Below are 17,244 nucleotides of genomic sequence, written 5' to 3'. Positions count from 1 at the left end.
AGCCTTTTTTATTACTATAATCCTAACTTACTTAGGACTTGTTGCGATAACAAACTTAAGATTGTTTTTAACCCCTATTTGTAACACATCTACCAAATCTTGTACCTGAAGATTAAACGGAATCCTTACGATTACTGTTTGCTCCTTATCTGTACCTAATTTAGACATTAACGTTGTTTCTAACTCTTCAAAATCTACTGGCTGTTTATCAATGTAAAATTTTTTATCTTCTGTAACCGATAAGCTTATAAATTGTTTGTTTGTTTTTTCGTTTGCTTTGGCTTTTGGCAATGTCATTTTTATAACATTAGGATTTGCCAATGTAGATATAATCAAGAAAAACAACAGCAAGAAAAACATAATGTCACTTAGCGATGAAGTTGCCACCTCGGCATGAAATCTTCTTTTTCTTTTAATAGACATATCTTATGATCTTTGAATTATGTTTACAAATTCAAGTATTTGCTTTTGAATTTTTAATGCGAAATCATCAATTTTCCCATTCAACAGGTGGTATGCACTATAAGCGATAATACCAACAATTAAACCAGAACCACTACTAATCATTTTCTCATATAAACCACCAGAAATATTACCAATACTAATATTCTCTGTAACCGAAATGCTATAAAAAATCTTAATAACTCCCGAAATAGTACCAATAAAACCTAATGTTGGTGCAATACCTGCAATAAGACCAAGGTGACCTAAACGTCTTTCCATCTCTCCTATTTCAATATCGGCAGCACGATCCATATTCGATTCAATCTCGGCAATTGGTCTTCCTATAACCAGAACACCTTCTTTAAGAATATTTCCAGCAGCAGTATTACTTCTTTCTACAATACTTCTCGCCATATCTAGATTACCAGAATTAAGGTTTACACCTACATCCATCATTAATCTAGGGTCAATTTTTGAAGCTTTACTTATGTATAAATAACGTTCGATGATAACGTAAAAAGTGTAGAATAATAAGATGGCAATTGGAATCAGGAAAAATCCCCCTTTTAAAATAAATCCTAAAACAGAAATCTCTGTATTTGGTGCAATTTTTTCGATAACTACGTTAGATGCGGCATTTGCAATAGTATCCGCTTGTAATTGAATGAAGCTAAACATATATTAATTCTTGTATTTGATAATTAATTCTAAAAAATATTCCAATTTTGCAATAAAGATACTTTTCGCTGTTATATTAAACTAAAAAAAACGAAAATTATTTCAATCAACAACTATTTTACTCAAAATAAATGAACTATCAAGAAACTACCGAATGGATGTTCAACCAACTCCCAATGTACCAACTACAAGGGGCTTCGGCATATAAAGAAGACTTAACCAACATTTTACTATTGGTTGACCATCTAAACAATCCGCAAAATTCATTAAAATGTATTCATGTGGCTGGAACAAACGGAAAAGGATCTACCTCTCATATGCTTGCTTCGGTATTGCAAGAAGCTGGTTATAAAGTCGGGCTTTATACATCGCCACATTTAAAAGACTTTCGTGAACGTATTAAAATTAACGGTGAAGAAATCTCAGAAGATTTTGTTTCTAAATTCATAAGCAAACACAAAGTTTTTTTTGAATCTAATGATATGAGTTTTTTTGAAATGTCTGTAGGTTTAGCTTTTGATTATTTTGCTACTGCAAAAGTAGATATCGCTATAATAGAAGTAGGCTTAGGCGGAAGATTAGACGCAACTAATGTCATTACTCCCCTGATTTCTGTTATTACCAATATCGACTTAGATCACACTCAGTTTCTAGGAACAACTCCAGCAGCAATTGCAGGCGAAAAAGCAGGAATAATTAAACCAAATGTACCTGTAGTAATTGGAGAATATACTCCCGAAACAAAACCTGTTTTTTTAGCTAAAGCAAAAGAGACTCATTCTGAAATATATTTTGCCTCAGATTTAATTACCGAAGTTTACCCTTCTGATTTAATTGGCGATTATCAGCAACATAATAAAAAGACTGTTCAGGAAACTATCCATATCCTGAATACTCAAAATGAATTTAAAATATCCGACGAAAATCTTAAAACTGGATTATTAAACGTTGTTGCCAATACAGGTTTACAAGGAAGATGGCAACAACTTGGCAAGGATCCTAAAATAATATGCGACACGGCTCATAACAAAAATGGCCTAGCTATAGTAATGAACCAAATCCAGAAGGAGACTTTTAATAACTTACATATTGTATTAGGAGTTGTAAATGATAAAGATTTAGATTCTGTCTTGCCCCTATTTCCTAAAAAAGCACAATATTATTTCTGTAGTCCTAACTCTTCTCGAGGTTTAAGCACATTAATTTTACAGGAAAATGCTAAAAAATATGATTTAATAGGTAAAACTTACGATTCAGTTTCGGATGCTTTTATCGCAGCACAGGAAAATGCGACCAAAAACGACTTTATTTTTGTGGGAGGAAGCACATTTGTAGTAGCCGAATTGCCATTAAACAAAGAGGAATAGTTCAAAAACGAATCTTTTGAGCCAGATGATAAAAATTTATTAAAAAAAATTCATTTCCAAATAACTAAATATCAATAGCATAAAAACTAACTGTAAATTATTATTATATTTTATTTAAAAATGTTTTGGTAATGCAGAAAACAGTCTTATATTTGCACTCGCAATCACATAACGATAGCAACCTAGTAAAATAGGGCGATTAGCTCAGCTGGTTCAGAGCACCTCGTTTACACCGAGGGGGTCGGGGGTTCGAACCCCTCATCGCCCACCAAAAGACTCCTTACGAAATTAAGGAGTTTTTTTATGCCTTACCGAGTGTCCACGGATTTGAAATCCACACAATCGGATTTGGGGAGATACTCAAGCGGCCAACGAGGGCAGACTGTAAATCTGCTGTGTGAACTTCGCAGGTTCGAATCCTGCTCTCCCCACAAAAGGGCAAAAGAAGTAAAAGGCAACTTTATCAATCTTTTCAAACCCCGAAACATTTAAAAACCTGTAAATCGAAAGATTCATAGGTTTTTTTCTTTTAAAACAGTTATTCCTTTATAGCCATCGCCACTCTATAAAACTCATATCCATTTTCTGTTCGATTTGGCAAATATTTTTCACGATACTCGGTTGCGCCAAGATCTTCAATAAGTTTCAAGTCAAATTGATTTAAATAATTTGGTAATTCTTCTGGAAAAAAACCAAAAGTCCACTGTTCTTCAAGCTTTTCTAGATTTCTTAAAAGTTGTTTTCCACCTATGAAAGAATCTGGATTTTCAAGAATTTCTCTATGGATGTAAGTAAAAATTACATGAGTATTCTTTGCAAATTTTGAAATAAATGCAAAAGTATTTTTTACTGCATCTTCAGTTAAATAATTTGTGACACCTTCCCAAATTATAGCGGTAGGTTTTGTAAAATCAAAATTATGCTGTTCGGCTAATTGTTCTAGATTTTGCTTATTAAAGTCAATTTGGAAAAAATTAATATTTTTAGAAACATGACTAATACGATTTTTATATACTCCGACTTTAAAGTTTGAAGTGTTTGGATGATCAATTTCTATTACAGGAAGTGATTGAAGAAAATCAAGGCGTAACGCTCTCGTATCAAAGCCTGCACCCAAAATAACAACTTGTTTTACTCCATTTATAATCGCTGATTGCAACAAATCATCAATATATTTCGTCCTTGCAATTCCTGATGAAAATGCACCTGGAATTTTCTTCTGAATAATTTTGCTTATATATTTCCTTAGAATAGGAAATCTAGACATACGGGTAACAAATCTCAATTTAGCTTCGAGAAAGTGTATGGCATAAGGGTCAGAAAACAATTTATCGTTTGAAATGTGTTTTGTTTCCAATGCCCTAAATAAAGCCATATATTGAGCTGTCCGACTTGTTTTGTCTATTTTCATATCTTCTATGTGTCATTACTATTACCACTAACTTAGTTATTCCAGCCATAAAATGGCATCAATGCAACTTTTTTTTGTCGAATTTTAGCTATAAGATACTTTTATTCAGGCGAATATAAGAAATATTTTCACTACAATTCATTAACCTTTTTAAGATAAATAAAAATAATTCCTCATCCTCCCCTCATTGAAATTTTCTTTAGATCATGTAGAAAATGATTCATAAACAGGCTCGTAAGGACCACCCAGAAACTTCTTAAGGAATTAAGGAATTTTTTTATGCCTTAGCGAGTGTCCACAGATTGCAAATCATAAGTATTAGAGAATCAATACCAAAATCTGTGAAGCGATAAAAATTAAGCATAAATATTAGTTAGTCAGAAAAAGAAGAATTCTATAGTTCCAATACCTTTGAATCTTGACCGAAATGCTTTTATTTTAGCACTGAATGATTCGGCTGGAGCATTTGTACTTTTGTTGTCAAAATAAAATGGCTGTTTTTCTCGTATCAGCTTTTATAACTGTTTATTAAAATCACGTATTTTTACGTATAGTCCAAGAATAAAAATATTCTAATTTTGAGTACTTTATAATCCTTTTTTGAAATTGAAGGAATCATATCTTAATATCGTAGTTCGTAGATTATTGGCTACTTTGACATAACATAAAGTATTCTTATCTATAAGTTCCATAATATTTATTTTGAATATTATGATTCCAAGCAGCAAGTCTGCTTTTGGTGAATGTAAAAACTGATTATTTAATCAATAACACCCATCAAAATATGAACGATTATCCATCACTAAATTGGATTACATTAGAAGGCAGTTTTAATGACTACCGACCAGCTATTGGTCCGGACGGTAAAGCTGTAGTATTTGAACGAACATCCTACGCTTCTGAATTGAGGCCGTTGTCCACCAAGCTCTTTATTGTCCATAATCTAAACAAGCCTGTTCCACAACTTTTTCTTAATAACTGTGATTCCCTCCAACAAACCAGACCTGCTTGGACTGACGATACGATAGCTTTAAATTTAGAACATGGGGGCAACCTTACTGTTTGGACAGTTGATGCCACTGGTAACAACCTAAAACAGATTAAAAATACAATTAATTGTATTTATCCGCAATGGGCCATTAATCCACCATTTAAAGGTTTCGTTGTAATGAACAGTAAGCAGCCGTCACATCCGCGGAGTACACTATTAGATGTTCACGGAAATATTATTATTGCCAACATGAACGGTAAGGATATTAATGGCAATGCAGTGCTTGGCGGCATGCCTGCAGTTTTCCCAAATAAATCCAAATTAATTGCGTTTGCTGGCCAGGCTTCAAGCGAAGGTAATACTAGTTACAATCAGAATGAAAACTATATTTTCCTTAATGTCGAAGACGGCAAAGAATTTTTATCGATGCCTATGGAGCCTTTAGCAAATTTAAATCACCCTGAGAAGTGTTTTCAAGGACGAGCCCCTGCTGTTTCACCAGATGGAAACTATATTGCTTTCGAGAGCAACCGAGATGGCTGCTACGCAATCTATTTATTTAATTTAAGTAAGCCTGAAAACCATCCCGTAAGACTGACAGACCCAACGGGTAAACTTAATGCACAACACCCAAAATTCTTCCCTAATGGTAGTAAACTAATTTTTAGTGCAATATATCCCGGACATATTCATAATTCTATTGCCTGGATTGATATTTCTGAATACTTATAACATTTTTCAATTTTCTTCCGACATTTGTATTACGTCATTTAATTATTTCTGGTAGTGTTTTCAATAACAAAAAATCACACAATCATGTTACGAGATTTGTTTTTAATTTAGGCTATAGGTTTTAAAACAATAATTAAATAAAAACTTTTTACATAGTTGCACATAATTATTTTCAGATCAAAATATTTTTATTTCATATTATCGAAAAACGTCAAAATTGGTATTAAGTCTTTGACTACAATCCCTGACACTACACCAAGAAAAGACTGTCTCAAAATAAAAAGAGACATCCTTTTTTTGTTTTGAGACAGCCTCTCTTATGTTTCCATTTCTTGAAAATCTTTTGCAGACACGGATTGTAAATCCACGCTATCGGGATATTTTTAGAAATGTACAATTTATAACCACTAAAAAAATTGCACAAAGTCAGATATATTAGCATAGCTTTTATCAGGAACACTTTGGAGAGTTAGGGCTATTTTTTTATACAAATTAATAAATCATTTTAGTTAATCATTTCTTAATCTATTAAGGAAGTCATCAGTATTAACATAATTTCGCCTCATCAATTCGTATGAAATAGGCTATATTTTAAAAAATTCCTAATTACCATGATATCCCAAAACAAATCAAAAAAACAACTTTTATATTAAAAATTTGATTTACACAACACTTTTAAATATTGCGATTTTTCAGGGAATAGTCTTAGGCTTAATTATTTTAAAGTCTTCCTTATTCAATAGTAATTCAAATAAATACCTGGCATACTTAATATTTACACTTTCAATTATTTTACTGAATCATGTCTTTGAGATTGAAGACGCATTTACTTCCTATCCATTTCTACGCTTTATTGACCACATCGAGTGGGTATTTCTAATACCTGCTTTCATATTCCTATTTATTATAAACCGGGTTGATGATACTGTAAAAAGCAAACAAAAAATTTATTTGTGTTTTATTCCATTTACCTACTCCGCTGTCCTTAATATTACATACGATCTTGATCGTGTTGCTGGAATTTATACTATTCCCGAGTCAGGCATCAATCTAATTACAACACTTGGTCTGATTCAACTTTTTTTAGCCGTTACATTCATCCCATTTCTGCCGCTTTACTCTTATTTTATGATAAGGCATTTAAAAGATTCACAGGAAAAAAAATGGACAATTACTTTATTAACAATTATTTCTTCATTGTTATTTGCTTGGCTTATTACCTGCCTAGCCGGCTTATTTTTTCAATATGACATCTCCCCTACTATGAACGTCCTAGCTTTATCTGCAACATTCATAATTCACTGGACAGCTTATATAGGCATTTACAAATACAAACTAGCCAAAGACAAAGGTGCTATTTACAATTTTCTAAATAATAAAGATTTAGCTATTTCGTATAGCAATCTGGAAATTGCAGAAAATATTGTACCAGAAGAATATAGAGAATCTATCACAGCAGATAATCTTTATTTTCAAAAACTAGAACATCTTTGCAAGGATCAGCACATTTATACTGATAGTACATTAAACAGAGAAAAAGTTGCCGAAAAACTAGGCATAAGCCCAGGATATGTTTCACAAATTATAAACACGATAACAGAGGATAACTTTGCCAATTACATAAATAACTATCGGATTGAAGCTGTTAAGGAAATGATTTCAAATTCTGAATATGAAAACTATAATTTATTGACGATGGGATTAGAATCTGGCTTTACTTCAAAAACGACTTTTTATAAAGCCTTTAAAAAAGTTACTGGTCAGACACCAAATGAATACAAAAACACCAGCAAATAGGTACCGATTTATCCAATTTTAAGCTTTTGAAACCTTTTCTACTTTTTCTTATGCGACTTTTGGCTTCAAATAATTCAAATCAATTTTTATGAAAAAATTTTTATTACTAGCTGTTGTTACAGTTTTAGGATTCACAAATGTTAATGCCCAAAAAATTAAATTTGGCGTTAAAGGAGGTTTAAACTTTGCAAATATCAGCGGAGATAATACCAAAGATGCTGATGTTGTAACATCATTTAATTTTGGTGTTTTATCAGAAATTCCAATTTCAGATAAATTCTCTTTTCAACCTGAATTAATGTATTCTGGTCAGGGATATAGTTTCAATGATAATACAATTGCCTTAAGTTATCTGAACATTCCTTTAATGGGAAAATATTATGTAACAAAAGGATTGAGTGTTGAAGCCGGACCGCAAATAGGCTTTTTACTTGCCGCCAAAAATGAAAAGACAAACGTAAAAGATTCGTTTAATACTGTTGATTTTGGTGTTAATTTTGGCTTAGGCTATAAACTTGACAATGGACTTAATTTTGGCGTAAGATATAATCTAGGATTAACTGATATTAATAATGTAGATAATTCTTCTTTTAAAAATAAAAACAGCGTATTTCAAGTATCTGTCGGTTATTTCTTTTTCTAAAGCTTAATAATATCCCAAAAACTCCATTAGAAATAATGGAGTTTTTTTATGTCTTATTTTTTCACTCACAATTTACTGTTCTGAGCACAGATTCCAAATCCACTAAATCAAGATCCGTAACAACCATTTTATTAATCTCATCCAGAAATTCTATTTCATCTATAGGAAGCAACTGCGTAACTACTTTTAATATTAATGCAATATCGATAGAAGAATCTTTGGCTGTCTTTGAAATTCCAAGTGTTTCATGATCTAATGCCAGAATGCATAATTTTAGGATATTAGAAATAACATATGAAAGCTCACAGTAACCAGACACGCTGATTTCTGCGATATAAATACCCGTTTTATCATTTGTGGGTTTTATTGTCGTGAAATACCTCGCGATTAATCGCTTAAAGTCCTCAGAGTTTTTAATTTCTTGTGCTCCCATAATTTTGTTTTTTACACGTTAAACAATTACTTATATTCTCTATTTTTGTTTATTACACGCAAGGAAAGACGACTTAGTACTGTATCGAACCATTATGAATTGTATCTTACCAAGTGGCACTTGTTTTTTACCAAAACCAGTTTTTTAAAAGAATTTTAAATATCTTTGAACTATGAGCACAGCAACAAAACCAAAACATATAGGCCGAAATATTAGCCGAATTAGAGAGCTACGTGGTATGAAACAAGAGGCTTTGGCTACTGCAATTGGAGTAAGCCAACAATCTATATCTAATATTGAAGGAAGCGAGACTGTAGAAGAAGATAAATTACAAGCAATTGCAAATATTTTAGGAGTTTCAGCAGAAGCAATTAAAAATTATAGCGACGAAACAGTTTTAAATAACATTCAAAATAATTATGAAGGAGCAGTAATTAACAGTGGTCCAACCGTAAATCATAATTGTTCATTCAATCCACTTGATAAAGTAGTTGAACTTTACGAACGTTTACTTCAATCTGAAAAAGAAAAGATTGAATATTTAGAAAAATTATTAAAAGGAAAATAAACCTTTTAAAACTACCAAAAACTCCATTATTTCTAATGGAGTTTTTTTTATGGTTTTTGAAAAATTTCAAACCAATATTATGACCACGGATTGTGAATATACACAACCAAACCTCTTTACCAATTTATATGCTCTAACAAACTCGCGACAAATTTTTGCGGAGTACCTCCCTCATTGTAAGAGTCAATTATCTTAGTAAGATTTCCCGTCAATGATGTACCGTTTAAAACATATTTCGTAAATCTGTCAAAAGCAGATTTAGCTTTCGGTTTATTCCCGTCTTTTAATGAAATTAACACTTCATTTATAGAATTTTTTAAATCCTCTAAATCTGTAGTATTGAGAACTTCATTAATAATAAGCAAATCTTCATTTCTAATAACTTCAACTTTAAGCAGTTCTGCATCGATACTTACTTCAAAAAATTCATCCGCATAAGTATTTTCTGTTCGCGGAAAATCCTCATCTTCAACTTTTATAGTTTTGCATTTAAACCCGAAACAAACATTCTCATGGATGTTGAATATTATTGCGCATCTTTTTTCTAAAAAATTATATGCGATTTCAAACTGTCCAGGAGCTTTAGCTACGAATTGTCCTTGATAATTTACTGGTATAATTGATTTATCCTTGAATTTCAAAGCTTTTGGAATATAATTTTTTGGAAATAAAACAGCAATTGTAAATCCTGCTGGAACACAATAGTTATCTATAAAAGTTAATTCATTTTTATTTTTAAAAATTTTTGTTTCAGCTCCTGGATTTTGACGCATAACATTTAAGTTTTCACCAAAAATAAGAAATGGGAAATAATCCGGATCATCATTTGACTTGGTTCTCCGATGCTCGAAAGTCCATTGGAAGTAATCAGATTTTATTAAGCGAAAATCTGGTTTATCATTTTCAAGAACTTCTTGAATTAATAGTATTTTTGTATACATATTGTAGTGTTTTTCAAAGTTTTCCACTCAATTATCAATATCAAACATAAACCAAATATTTGCAATAATTTTAATACTTGAGCACAAATGAGTTTCCTTTCTGCTAATATAGGAAATGTTTTGCCCAAAAAAGTAATAGTAATAAAACATAAACAAATCAAAATATTTAATATATTTTGTAAGCATTCATTTCAAATAAATAAAGGAATATATACCACACAAACAACCTCTTAATAACCACCAAAAAACTCCATTATTTCTAATGGAGTTTTTTTTTCAACAACAATTAAACAACTAAAAGTAAAAATAAAATCTTCAATCAATCCTAATAGTTTATTTCACTTTAGCAACTACCGATACTTCACTCGTCAGATTATCTCTCATTAAGGTTACAGAACTAAGCTTTCCGTTGCTGAAATCAAATTTTAATAAGTTTGGATAATCTATAATTTTAAATAATCCGTTTTTAAGATACACCAACTCATTATCATTTTTCCCTTTAAAATGATCCAATAGCATAGATTCAACATAAAGACGATTATTCTTTTCTACAATTTTGGTTTCCACTCCCTGTGCATAAAGAAAATCATCATAAGTTCCGATTAGTTTTTCTTTTAAACTTGCAGGCATTTCCTGAATTTCCTCATTAGATTCTTTTCCATTCCAATCCATCAGGCTAAGAAGTTTTTTTTGTGTCTGTCCCATCACAGGAAAACGATTCGGTTTTTCGCCATTGGTAAGAAATGTAAATCCGTTTCCATCTGTCATAGTAGCAAAAACACTACCTCCTACTCCTGTATTTGAACCATTACATATAAACCAATCATAGTTATTATAACCAAAAGACTTTTGCCATCCGTAACTCCACCCACCAACAGCATCTTTTAAAGCAGTTACTTCTGTTACTTTTTTTGCAACATTATAAGAAATCACTTTGTTGTTTTTATTACGTAAGGCATTTTGCATCTCGATAGCAAGCTTAGCTAAATCTGTCGGTGTAGACCACATTCCTGACGGCCCAACTTGTGGCGTGATTGGCAAACCTGTTCTAATAACCTTTTCATTTTCGTCATGAACGAGTGCTACATTTTTAGGGAATCCTTTTTCATTAGGCTGTATCATTGTAGTATTTTTTAATCCAAGAGGAGAGAAAATATATTCCTTCGCCAATTCTGCAATAGATTTATTAAAAGTATCTTCTAATGCCATCTGAACAATTACATAACCACCACCGCTGTACGCCCAACCCGTTCCTGGCGTAAACAAGAAATCAATTTCTTTATCATAGCGCGGAATCTTTCCTAAAAGGCTTTCTTTTATTGTCGGGATTGTATCTCCTTCATAATAATCTGCAAATCCGCTTTGTGTTGTACCAGCCGTATGATTAAGAAATTGTCTCCACGTTGGGCGGTTATTTTCGATAAACTTACTCTTTGGCAAATGCCAGCGTTTTAGATAACCATCTATAGGATCGTCTAAATTAATCAATCCTTTCTCTTCGAGCATAAAACAAAGAAGCGCAGTGATTGGTTTAGAAATTGAAGCTGTAGAAAAAGCAGTGTTTTGATCTATTTTCTCTTTAGAATCTATTGATTTTACACCAAATTGGTTTGTATAAACAATCTTGTAGTCTTTAAAAACAACAAGACTAAATCCTGCCAGTTTATACTTTTCTAATTGTTTATCAATATTTAAACTGTCTGTAAGAAAGCTATAATCTTTCTCTTTTGATGCTACTTTTTTGTTTGTTTGAGCACTTGCAACTGTTACTATAAGAAGTAATAAATAGATAATGTTTTTCATTGTATCGTAATTTTCAAGGTTAAGAATTTATTTCGATACAAAGATGCTGGAGAAGTTAAACCTACGCGACCGAGTAAAAATATTCGAACGCATTTGTTCTTAAAAACTAGTACGAATATTTAAAAACACAAGTACGAGTAACTACAAAGCGATAAATTACAATGCTTTGCGATAATCTGTAGGAGTAAAACCGGTGTGTTTTTTAAAAGCAGTATTAAAAGAAGATTTTGAATTAAAACCTACATCGTACAAAATTTCTAAAATAGTGACCTTACTTTTTGTAACATCTTTTAAAATATTCATAGCACTTTCTATACGATAGGTATTAATGAAATCGTAAAAATGCTGTTCTAACCTATGATTAATTAAAAGCGAGAGATCCCTAACAGGAATTGCAATACCCTTAGAAACATCCTGAATTGTTAAGGAAGGATCTAGAAATGGTTTTTCTTCGGCCATATATTGCTGCAATTTTAATAAATCCTCATTGTATTCTTTTTCACTTACAGCCAATTGTGCATTATTTTTTTCTTCTAAAACAATATCTGAAACCAGTTGTAATTTTGAATCAATACTCCTGAACAATCCAGGATTATTTAATGCTTTAAATAAATACCAACAAACAATAAATAACTGAAATACGAGGAGTCCAATTTTTATCCATTCAGAAACGTAGGGATAATCAGAGAACTTGAAAACATTTTTTAAAAGAGCACCCGAATACAGAATAGTCAATACAACTGTAAACTGAAACAGCCAATTATAAGAACTAATACTTGTACCTGTACAATTTTCGAGATATAGTTTTTTTGCCTTTCTTAAAACCATAAAAACAGCAATAATATATACAATTAACTGAACATGTATAAGTATATGATTGAACTGTATTTCAATCTTATTTTGATAATTTTGAATAAAATTAATCTTAGAAGCAACATCTACGGCATAAAAACGAGGTATCAAAATTGCATTTGCAATTACAAATGGAAGCAGATGCAATAAGTGTTTAGGTTTAAGCTTAAAATCAGAGTAACAAACAGATAATACATAAAGGTAAAAAACAGGAATTTGCAAGAAAGCACATAAACCTCTTAACATTCCAAAATTTGAAGGTTTATCAACTATTAAGTTAAATAAAGTCTGACTGGTATCTATCGCTGATAATATTAAAAAAGTAGCAAAAAGATAATTACTTATCTTATGTTTTGTCTTAACTGCAAACAAAAAAAAAGCAAGAAATAATGAAATAAACAAGGAAACAACCGTTACAATAATTAATAAATCAATCTTACCCATTCATTATATTTTTTAACATTATTAAGGTTCATAATTTTTTCCAATTGCTATGCAAAATAAGCAAGCCTTCAAAATATAGATTTCGCTTTACACAAAAAGCTAGTTTTTCTTCAAGCGAATATAATAAATATTTTTACTACAATTTATCAACTCTTTTAAACAGAAATACAAATGACTTCTAAGCATTATCTTATTGAAATTTTTCTTTAAATCCTGCAAAAATAATTCGCAAACAGGTTCGTAAGAAGCTTATTATATCTTATATTTTCATAAAAAACTCTTCATTTAATCCTCACTATTACGAGTGTCTGATTACAAATTCTCAACACAAGGATTAAATCAAACCTATAACCACAATTACTTACAATTTTCTTACTTTTTACCTAACACAGAAGTTCGCTCTTCTCATCATTAAAATTTAATTACTTAAATAATATTTGCAAATTAATGCATATTTGCATTAATTTGCAAATATTATAAATAGATGAATTATGAATAACAATATAGTTAAAGCTAAAAATGCAACAAAAGCAATGTTTCTAGTATGCGGATTAGGAATAGCAAGCTGGGCACCAATGGTTCCAAATGCAAAGCAAAGATTAAACCTTGATGATGCCAGTTTAGGCTTACTACTCCTAATGTTAGGTTGTGGCGCAATAACCATGATGCCTGTAAGCGGGTATCTGGGACACAAATATGGCAACAGGATCGTTATTCTTTGCGCCACATTGCTTATGGCAACAACACTACCATTACTATTAATCTTAAACACTCCATTAACAATGGGCATCGCATTATTTATCTTTGGTGCATCGGTTGGTACGGTAGATGTCGCCATGAATTCACATGGTGTTCAGGTACAAAATCTATACGGTAAGCCTATAATGTCTTCTCTACATGGGCTTTTTAGCATTGGTGGACTTTTTGGCTCTTTAGGCTTAGGATTCTTAATGAAGTTAGGTCTAGAACCTATTACAGCTGCGGTAAGTATTTCGATGCTACTTATCTTGATTGTTTCCTCACAATATCGTTCTCTTTTTGATATGGCGACCGAAAAAGCTGCTATAAAGAGTTTTACTTCAGAAAAAGAAACCAAAATAAAATCTTTCTCTTGGCTAAAAAAGAGTGTCGCTTTTCTGGGGATTATGTGTTTTGTCGTTTTTCTTTCAGAAGGCGCAATGCTCGACTGGAGCGCACTATTCCTACATGAAAACCGAGGTATCAACCAAGAGTTTGCAGGAATAGGATATGCAATGTTTTCAATTGCCATGGCAACAATGCGTTTGGCAGGCGACAAAATAGTATCGCGTTTTAACGGTAAAATAGTTATCATTACAGGAAGTCTCGTTGCTGCTTCAGGGTTGTTTCTGGCAGTATTTACTCCATGGACTATAACAGCATTATTTGGCTTTATCCTTTTAGGGTTAGGAGCAGCTAATATTGTTCCTGTTTTCTTAAGTGAAGCCGGCAGATTAAAGGACATATCCCCAACAGTTTCAATTCCTGCTATTACGACTATGGGATATGCAGGACAATTGGCAGGACCTGCTTTACTTGGTTTAATTGCAAACTTATTCTCTTTACCGATAGCATTAGGCTTCTGCGGCGTCTTATTGGTATTGGTGGCAACAGTTTATAGGTTAAAAAAACAGGAATAAAATATTTTAAGATATGAAAAATAAAAAAATTCCTCAGGTTCCCGAGTGTATTATATTTAATCATGATACTGTTCTACTAAATACAGAAACGATAATAATTTCTGTTCTCCTAGACAAAGCCGAAGAACATGGAATAAACATAGAACTGGATGAAGCTGTTCGTCTCTTTAGCGAAAAAGGAATAGAACAAAACATAATACTTCTTAAAAATCTTTTTGAGATTAATCTTCCTGTCGACTTTGAAAAAGAGCTGGAAGAAAAAATATACACCGAATTAAGACAAGGGCTTGAACCCAAAGAAGGAGTCAAAGAAATGCTTGAACTACTAAAAACTCCATTTTGTATAGTATCCGATATCCCTCGGGGGAAAATTGAACTTAATCTAAAATCAACAAACCTACATCATTTTTTTCCTCCTGAAAAAACATTTACAACCTGCGGAATAACAAACAGTAATCCAAACAATAGATTATATCTGGATGCTGCAAAGACTATGGGATATCAACCGAAGCAATGTGTTGTGATTGTGGATAATATTTCCGAAATAAAAGACAGGATAAAAGACGGTTTTAACGTATACGGACTTACTAATGGATTCAATAAAAAAGGAATGACAGATATGGGTGCAGTTGTTTTTGAAGAAATTAATCAGTTATCAAAACTCTTAAAAATTGTTTAACCTACTATATTTGTATTAATAATAAAATTCCATGATTAAAGAAGAACGTTTTGACCACATACTTGGATTACTGAAGCAAGAAGGCAAAGTAACTTATGATACATTGGCGCTAGACCTCAAAGTATCTGAAGATACCATACGTAGAGATATTGACCTTCTCCACAATAATGGGCTATTATCAAAAGTTAGAGGGGGGGCAATTTCAATATCAAAAAATCCTTTGAATTTTCAAGATCGAGCGTCATACCTTTCGGATGGCAAACAGATAATTGCCCTAAAAGCGCAACAATTTATTAAAAACGGTCAGACAGTTTTTATGGACGGTGGCACTACTGTGTGCGCAATAGCTTCTCATCTTCCATTGAATTCAAATCTAAGAATTGTAACTAATAATATAGCACTCATACCAATCCTGAAGAAATTTAAAGATATCGAAATTATTATTTTAGGAGGTATTTATAATAGACACACTGAAACTAATTTGGGCTCTAAAACTTGTGAAGAAACTAGAAGCTATATCGCCGATGTTTACTTTATGGGCGCATGTGCAATACAGAGTAAATTTGGAATATCGGCAACTTTTAATGATGAAGCAGAAGTAAAATGCATAATGTTAGCCAATTCTAAGCGAACAATTGCTTTAGGGAACATTGAAAAAATAAACAATACAGAACCATTTAAAGTTTGTGATCTTGAAGATATAAACACTCTTATTACAGATTTACCAAGCGATGACAGTGTACTCGATTCTTATAGAAGCTTGGGAATTAAATTAATCTAACAATACTAAAAGTTACACACTTTTTAAAAAAGTTATTTAAAACAAAAGTCTCTTTGATGAACAAAATCACAACATATTCCCTTGAACATCACAAAAGCTTATTCACAACAATAAACAACGAAGACGATTACTTCTTTATTCAAACACAGAGTCATCCCTATATAGAAGAACCCTATCGAGCAGAAAGTTACGCCATAGAATTCCTGATAAAAGGCAGCATCATAATGCAAACGAGACTTACAAAAACTATAATTCATGCTCCGGCAATAATTGCATTATCCCCTACCGTAATAAGAAGCTTTGCAAAAAATAGTGATGAAATTCTAATTGATATTATCTTCTTTAAACCTCAATTTTTCCTCAAAAATCAGGCTAATGTCTTTTTCCTGACACAATACGATTTTTTCGAAAACAGCCAAATGCATGTATTCAATCTTGAGAAAAAGACTGAAATTAAATTTGATAAAATTTTCAATCTAATTCAAGAAGCAACAAATACCAACACCAACCATCAAGCCGCCATTTTAAGAAGTTATCTTTATATACTAATATATGAACTTGATAGTATAAAAGAAAAAATCTCGAATAGCGTAACTCAAAACCCGTTGTTTGAAAAATTTAAAGAAATTCTCTTCAAAGAATTCTCAACCCACCGAACAGTCACATATTACGCCGATCAATTAAATGTAACACGCAAATACCTATCGGAAGTAATTAAAAGCATTAGCGGAAAAACTGCCGGAGAATGGATAAATGATGTCGTAATTCTGGAAGCAAAAGTATTATTACAAAACAAATCCTTAACTATAAACCAAATAAGCGATACACTAAACTTTACCAACCAATCTGTTTTTGGTAAATTTTTCAAAAACCACACTGGTTTATCCCCAATGGAATACCGCAAGAAGGATTAAATATCATAAAGCACTACCGCCTTTATGACCAACATATACACCATCTAGCCCTTTATAAACTGCACTAATAAACGCAGCTTTGCTGAATAATAATTTAGTAATTGATAA

The 17,244-nt window shown here is 31.8% G+C and carries 16 protein-coding genes and 2 tRNA genes; 11 read left to right on the top strand and 7 right to left on the bottom strand.

Annotated features, from left to right (window positions below):
* Nucleotides 1–27: 27 nt before the first annotated feature.
* On the bottom strand, nucleotides 28–423 hold the full coding sequence (locus OIU83_RS06560) for an ExbD/TolR family protein (protein WP_035619731.1): 396 nt from the start codon (nucleotides 421–423) through the stop codon (nucleotides 28–30).
* A gap of 3 nt (nucleotides 424–426) precedes the next feature.
* Complete coding sequence (locus OIU83_RS06555; protein ID WP_264205470.1) at nucleotides 427–1,122, bottom strand: MotA/TolQ/ExbB proton channel family protein; 696 nt, start codon at nucleotides 1,120–1,122, stop codon at nucleotides 427–429.
* Nucleotides 1,123–1,253: 131 nt separating this feature from the next.
* On the opposite strand from OIU83_RS06555, the gene OIU83_RS06550 reads away from it, so the two are divergent.
* From OIU83_RS06550 to OIU83_RS06540, 3 genes are all read left to right on the top strand, one after another.
* A complete protein-coding gene (locus OIU83_RS06550; protein ID WP_264205469.1) occupies nucleotides 1,254–2,489 on the top strand; it encodes a bifunctional folylpolyglutamate synthase/dihydrofolate synthase in 1,236 nt (411 codons plus the stop codon).
* 193 nt (nucleotides 2,490–2,682) lie between these two features.
* Nucleotides 2,683–2,760, top strand: a tRNA-Val gene (locus tag OIU83_RS06545).
* Nucleotides 2,761–2,839: 79 nt separating this feature from the next.
* A tRNA-Tyr gene (locus OIU83_RS06540) sits at nucleotides 2,840–2,920 on the top strand.
* 107 nt (nucleotides 2,921–3,027) lie between these two features.
* Here OIU83_RS06540 and OIU83_RS06535 read toward each other — a convergent pair.
* Nucleotides 3,028–3,900: a class I SAM-dependent methyltransferase gene (locus OIU83_RS06535; protein ID WP_264205468.1), complete on the bottom strand. Its 873-nt coding sequence runs from the start codon at nucleotides 3,898–3,900 to the stop codon at nucleotides 3,028–3,030.
* A 784-nt stretch (nucleotides 3,901–4,684) separates the two neighbouring features.
* On the opposite strand from OIU83_RS06535, the gene OIU83_RS06530 reads away from it, so the two are divergent.
* From OIU83_RS06530 to OIU83_RS06520, 3 genes are all read left to right on the top strand, one after another.
* On the top strand, nucleotides 4,685–5,623 hold the full coding sequence (locus OIU83_RS06530) for a TolB-like translocation protein (RefSeq protein WP_264205467.1): 939 nt from the start codon (nucleotides 4,685–4,687) through the stop codon (nucleotides 5,621–5,623).
* 657 nt (nucleotides 5,624–6,280) lie between these two features.
* Entirely contained in the window at nucleotides 6,281–7,420 is a 1,140-nt protein-coding gene (locus OIU83_RS06525) for a helix-turn-helix domain-containing protein (protein ID WP_264205466.1), read from the top strand.
* 88 nt (nucleotides 7,421–7,508) lie between these two features.
* The gene (locus tag OIU83_RS06520) at nucleotides 7,509–8,063 is read left to right on the top strand and encodes a porin family protein (protein ID WP_264205465.1); all 555 of its coding nucleotides are present in this window, start codon (nucleotides 7,509–7,511) and stop codon (nucleotides 8,061–8,063) included.
* Between the two features lie 61 nt (nucleotides 8,064–8,124).
* Here OIU83_RS06520 and OIU83_RS06515 read toward each other — a convergent pair whose 3' ends face one another.
* A complete protein-coding gene (locus OIU83_RS06515; protein WP_264205464.1) occupies nucleotides 8,125–8,496 on the bottom strand; it encodes a hypothetical protein in 372 nt (123 codons plus the stop codon).
* A 172-nt stretch (nucleotides 8,497–8,668) separates the two neighbouring features.
* Here OIU83_RS06515 and OIU83_RS06510 point away from each other — a divergent pair, with 172 nt between their 5' ends.
* Nucleotides 8,669–9,064 (top strand): helix-turn-helix domain-containing protein, encoded by a 396-nt coding sequence (locus tag OIU83_RS06510; RefSeq protein WP_264205463.1) that lies wholly within the window; start codon nucleotides 8,669–8,671, stop codon nucleotides 9,062–9,064.
* Between the two features lie 116 nt (nucleotides 9,065–9,180).
* Here the strand turns inward: OIU83_RS06510 and OIU83_RS06505 are convergent, their stop codons facing one another.
* From OIU83_RS06505 to OIU83_RS06495, 3 genes are all read right to left on the bottom strand, one after another.
* The gene (locus tag OIU83_RS06505; protein ID WP_264205462.1) at nucleotides 9,181–10,005 is read right to left on the bottom strand and encodes a hypothetical protein; all 825 of its coding nucleotides are present in this window, start codon (nucleotides 10,003–10,005) and stop codon (nucleotides 9,181–9,183) included.
* Between the two features lie 333 nt (nucleotides 10,006–10,338).
* The gene (locus OIU83_RS06500; RefSeq protein ID WP_264205461.1) at nucleotides 10,339–11,808 is read right to left on the bottom strand and encodes a serine hydrolase domain-containing protein; all 1,470 of its coding nucleotides are present in this window, start codon (nucleotides 11,806–11,808) and stop codon (nucleotides 10,339–10,341) included.
* A gap of 156 nt (nucleotides 11,809–11,964) precedes the next feature.
* A complete protein-coding gene (locus OIU83_RS06495) occupies nucleotides 11,965–13,104 on the bottom strand; it encodes a helix-turn-helix domain-containing protein (protein ID WP_264205460.1) in 1,140 nt (379 codons plus the stop codon).
* Between the two features lie 491 nt (nucleotides 13,105–13,595).
* On the opposite strand from OIU83_RS06495, the gene OIU83_RS06490 reads away from it, so the two are divergent.
* The 4 genes from OIU83_RS06490 to OIU83_RS06475 are packed head-to-tail and all read left to right on the top strand — an operon-like array spanning nucleotide 13,596 to nucleotide 17,136.
* Nucleotides 13,596–14,762: an MFS transporter gene (locus tag OIU83_RS06490; protein WP_264205459.1), complete on the top strand. Its 1,167-nt coding sequence runs from the start codon at nucleotides 13,596–13,598 to the stop codon at nucleotides 14,760–14,762.
* A 13-nt stretch (nucleotides 14,763–14,775) separates the two neighbouring features.
* The gene (locus tag OIU83_RS06485) at nucleotides 14,776–15,441 is read left to right on the top strand and encodes an HAD family hydrolase (RefSeq protein WP_264205458.1); all 666 of its coding nucleotides are present in this window, start codon (nucleotides 14,776–14,778) and stop codon (nucleotides 15,439–15,441) included.
* A gap of 31 nt (nucleotides 15,442–15,472) precedes the next feature.
* On the top strand, nucleotides 15,473–16,222 hold the full coding sequence (locus OIU83_RS06480; RefSeq protein ID WP_264205457.1) for a DeoR/GlpR family DNA-binding transcription regulator: 750 nt from the start codon (nucleotides 15,473–15,475) through the stop codon (nucleotides 16,220–16,222).
* 56 nt (nucleotides 16,223–16,278) lie between these two features.
* On the top strand, nucleotides 16,279–17,136 hold the full coding sequence (locus tag OIU83_RS06475) for a helix-turn-helix domain-containing protein (RefSeq protein ID WP_264205456.1): 858 nt from the start codon (nucleotides 16,279–16,281) through the stop codon (nucleotides 17,134–17,136).
* The last annotated feature ends 108 nt before the right edge of the window (nucleotides 17,137–17,244 follow it).

It is taken from the genome of Flavobacterium shii (assembly GCF_025847235.1).
GTDB classification, from domain to species: domain Bacteria; phylum Bacteroidota; class Bacteroidia; order Flavobacteriales; family Flavobacteriaceae; genus Flavobacterium; species Flavobacterium shii.
Note: the sequence above shows the minus strand (reverse complement) of the source record. Positions and strands in the feature narration are given on the sequence as shown.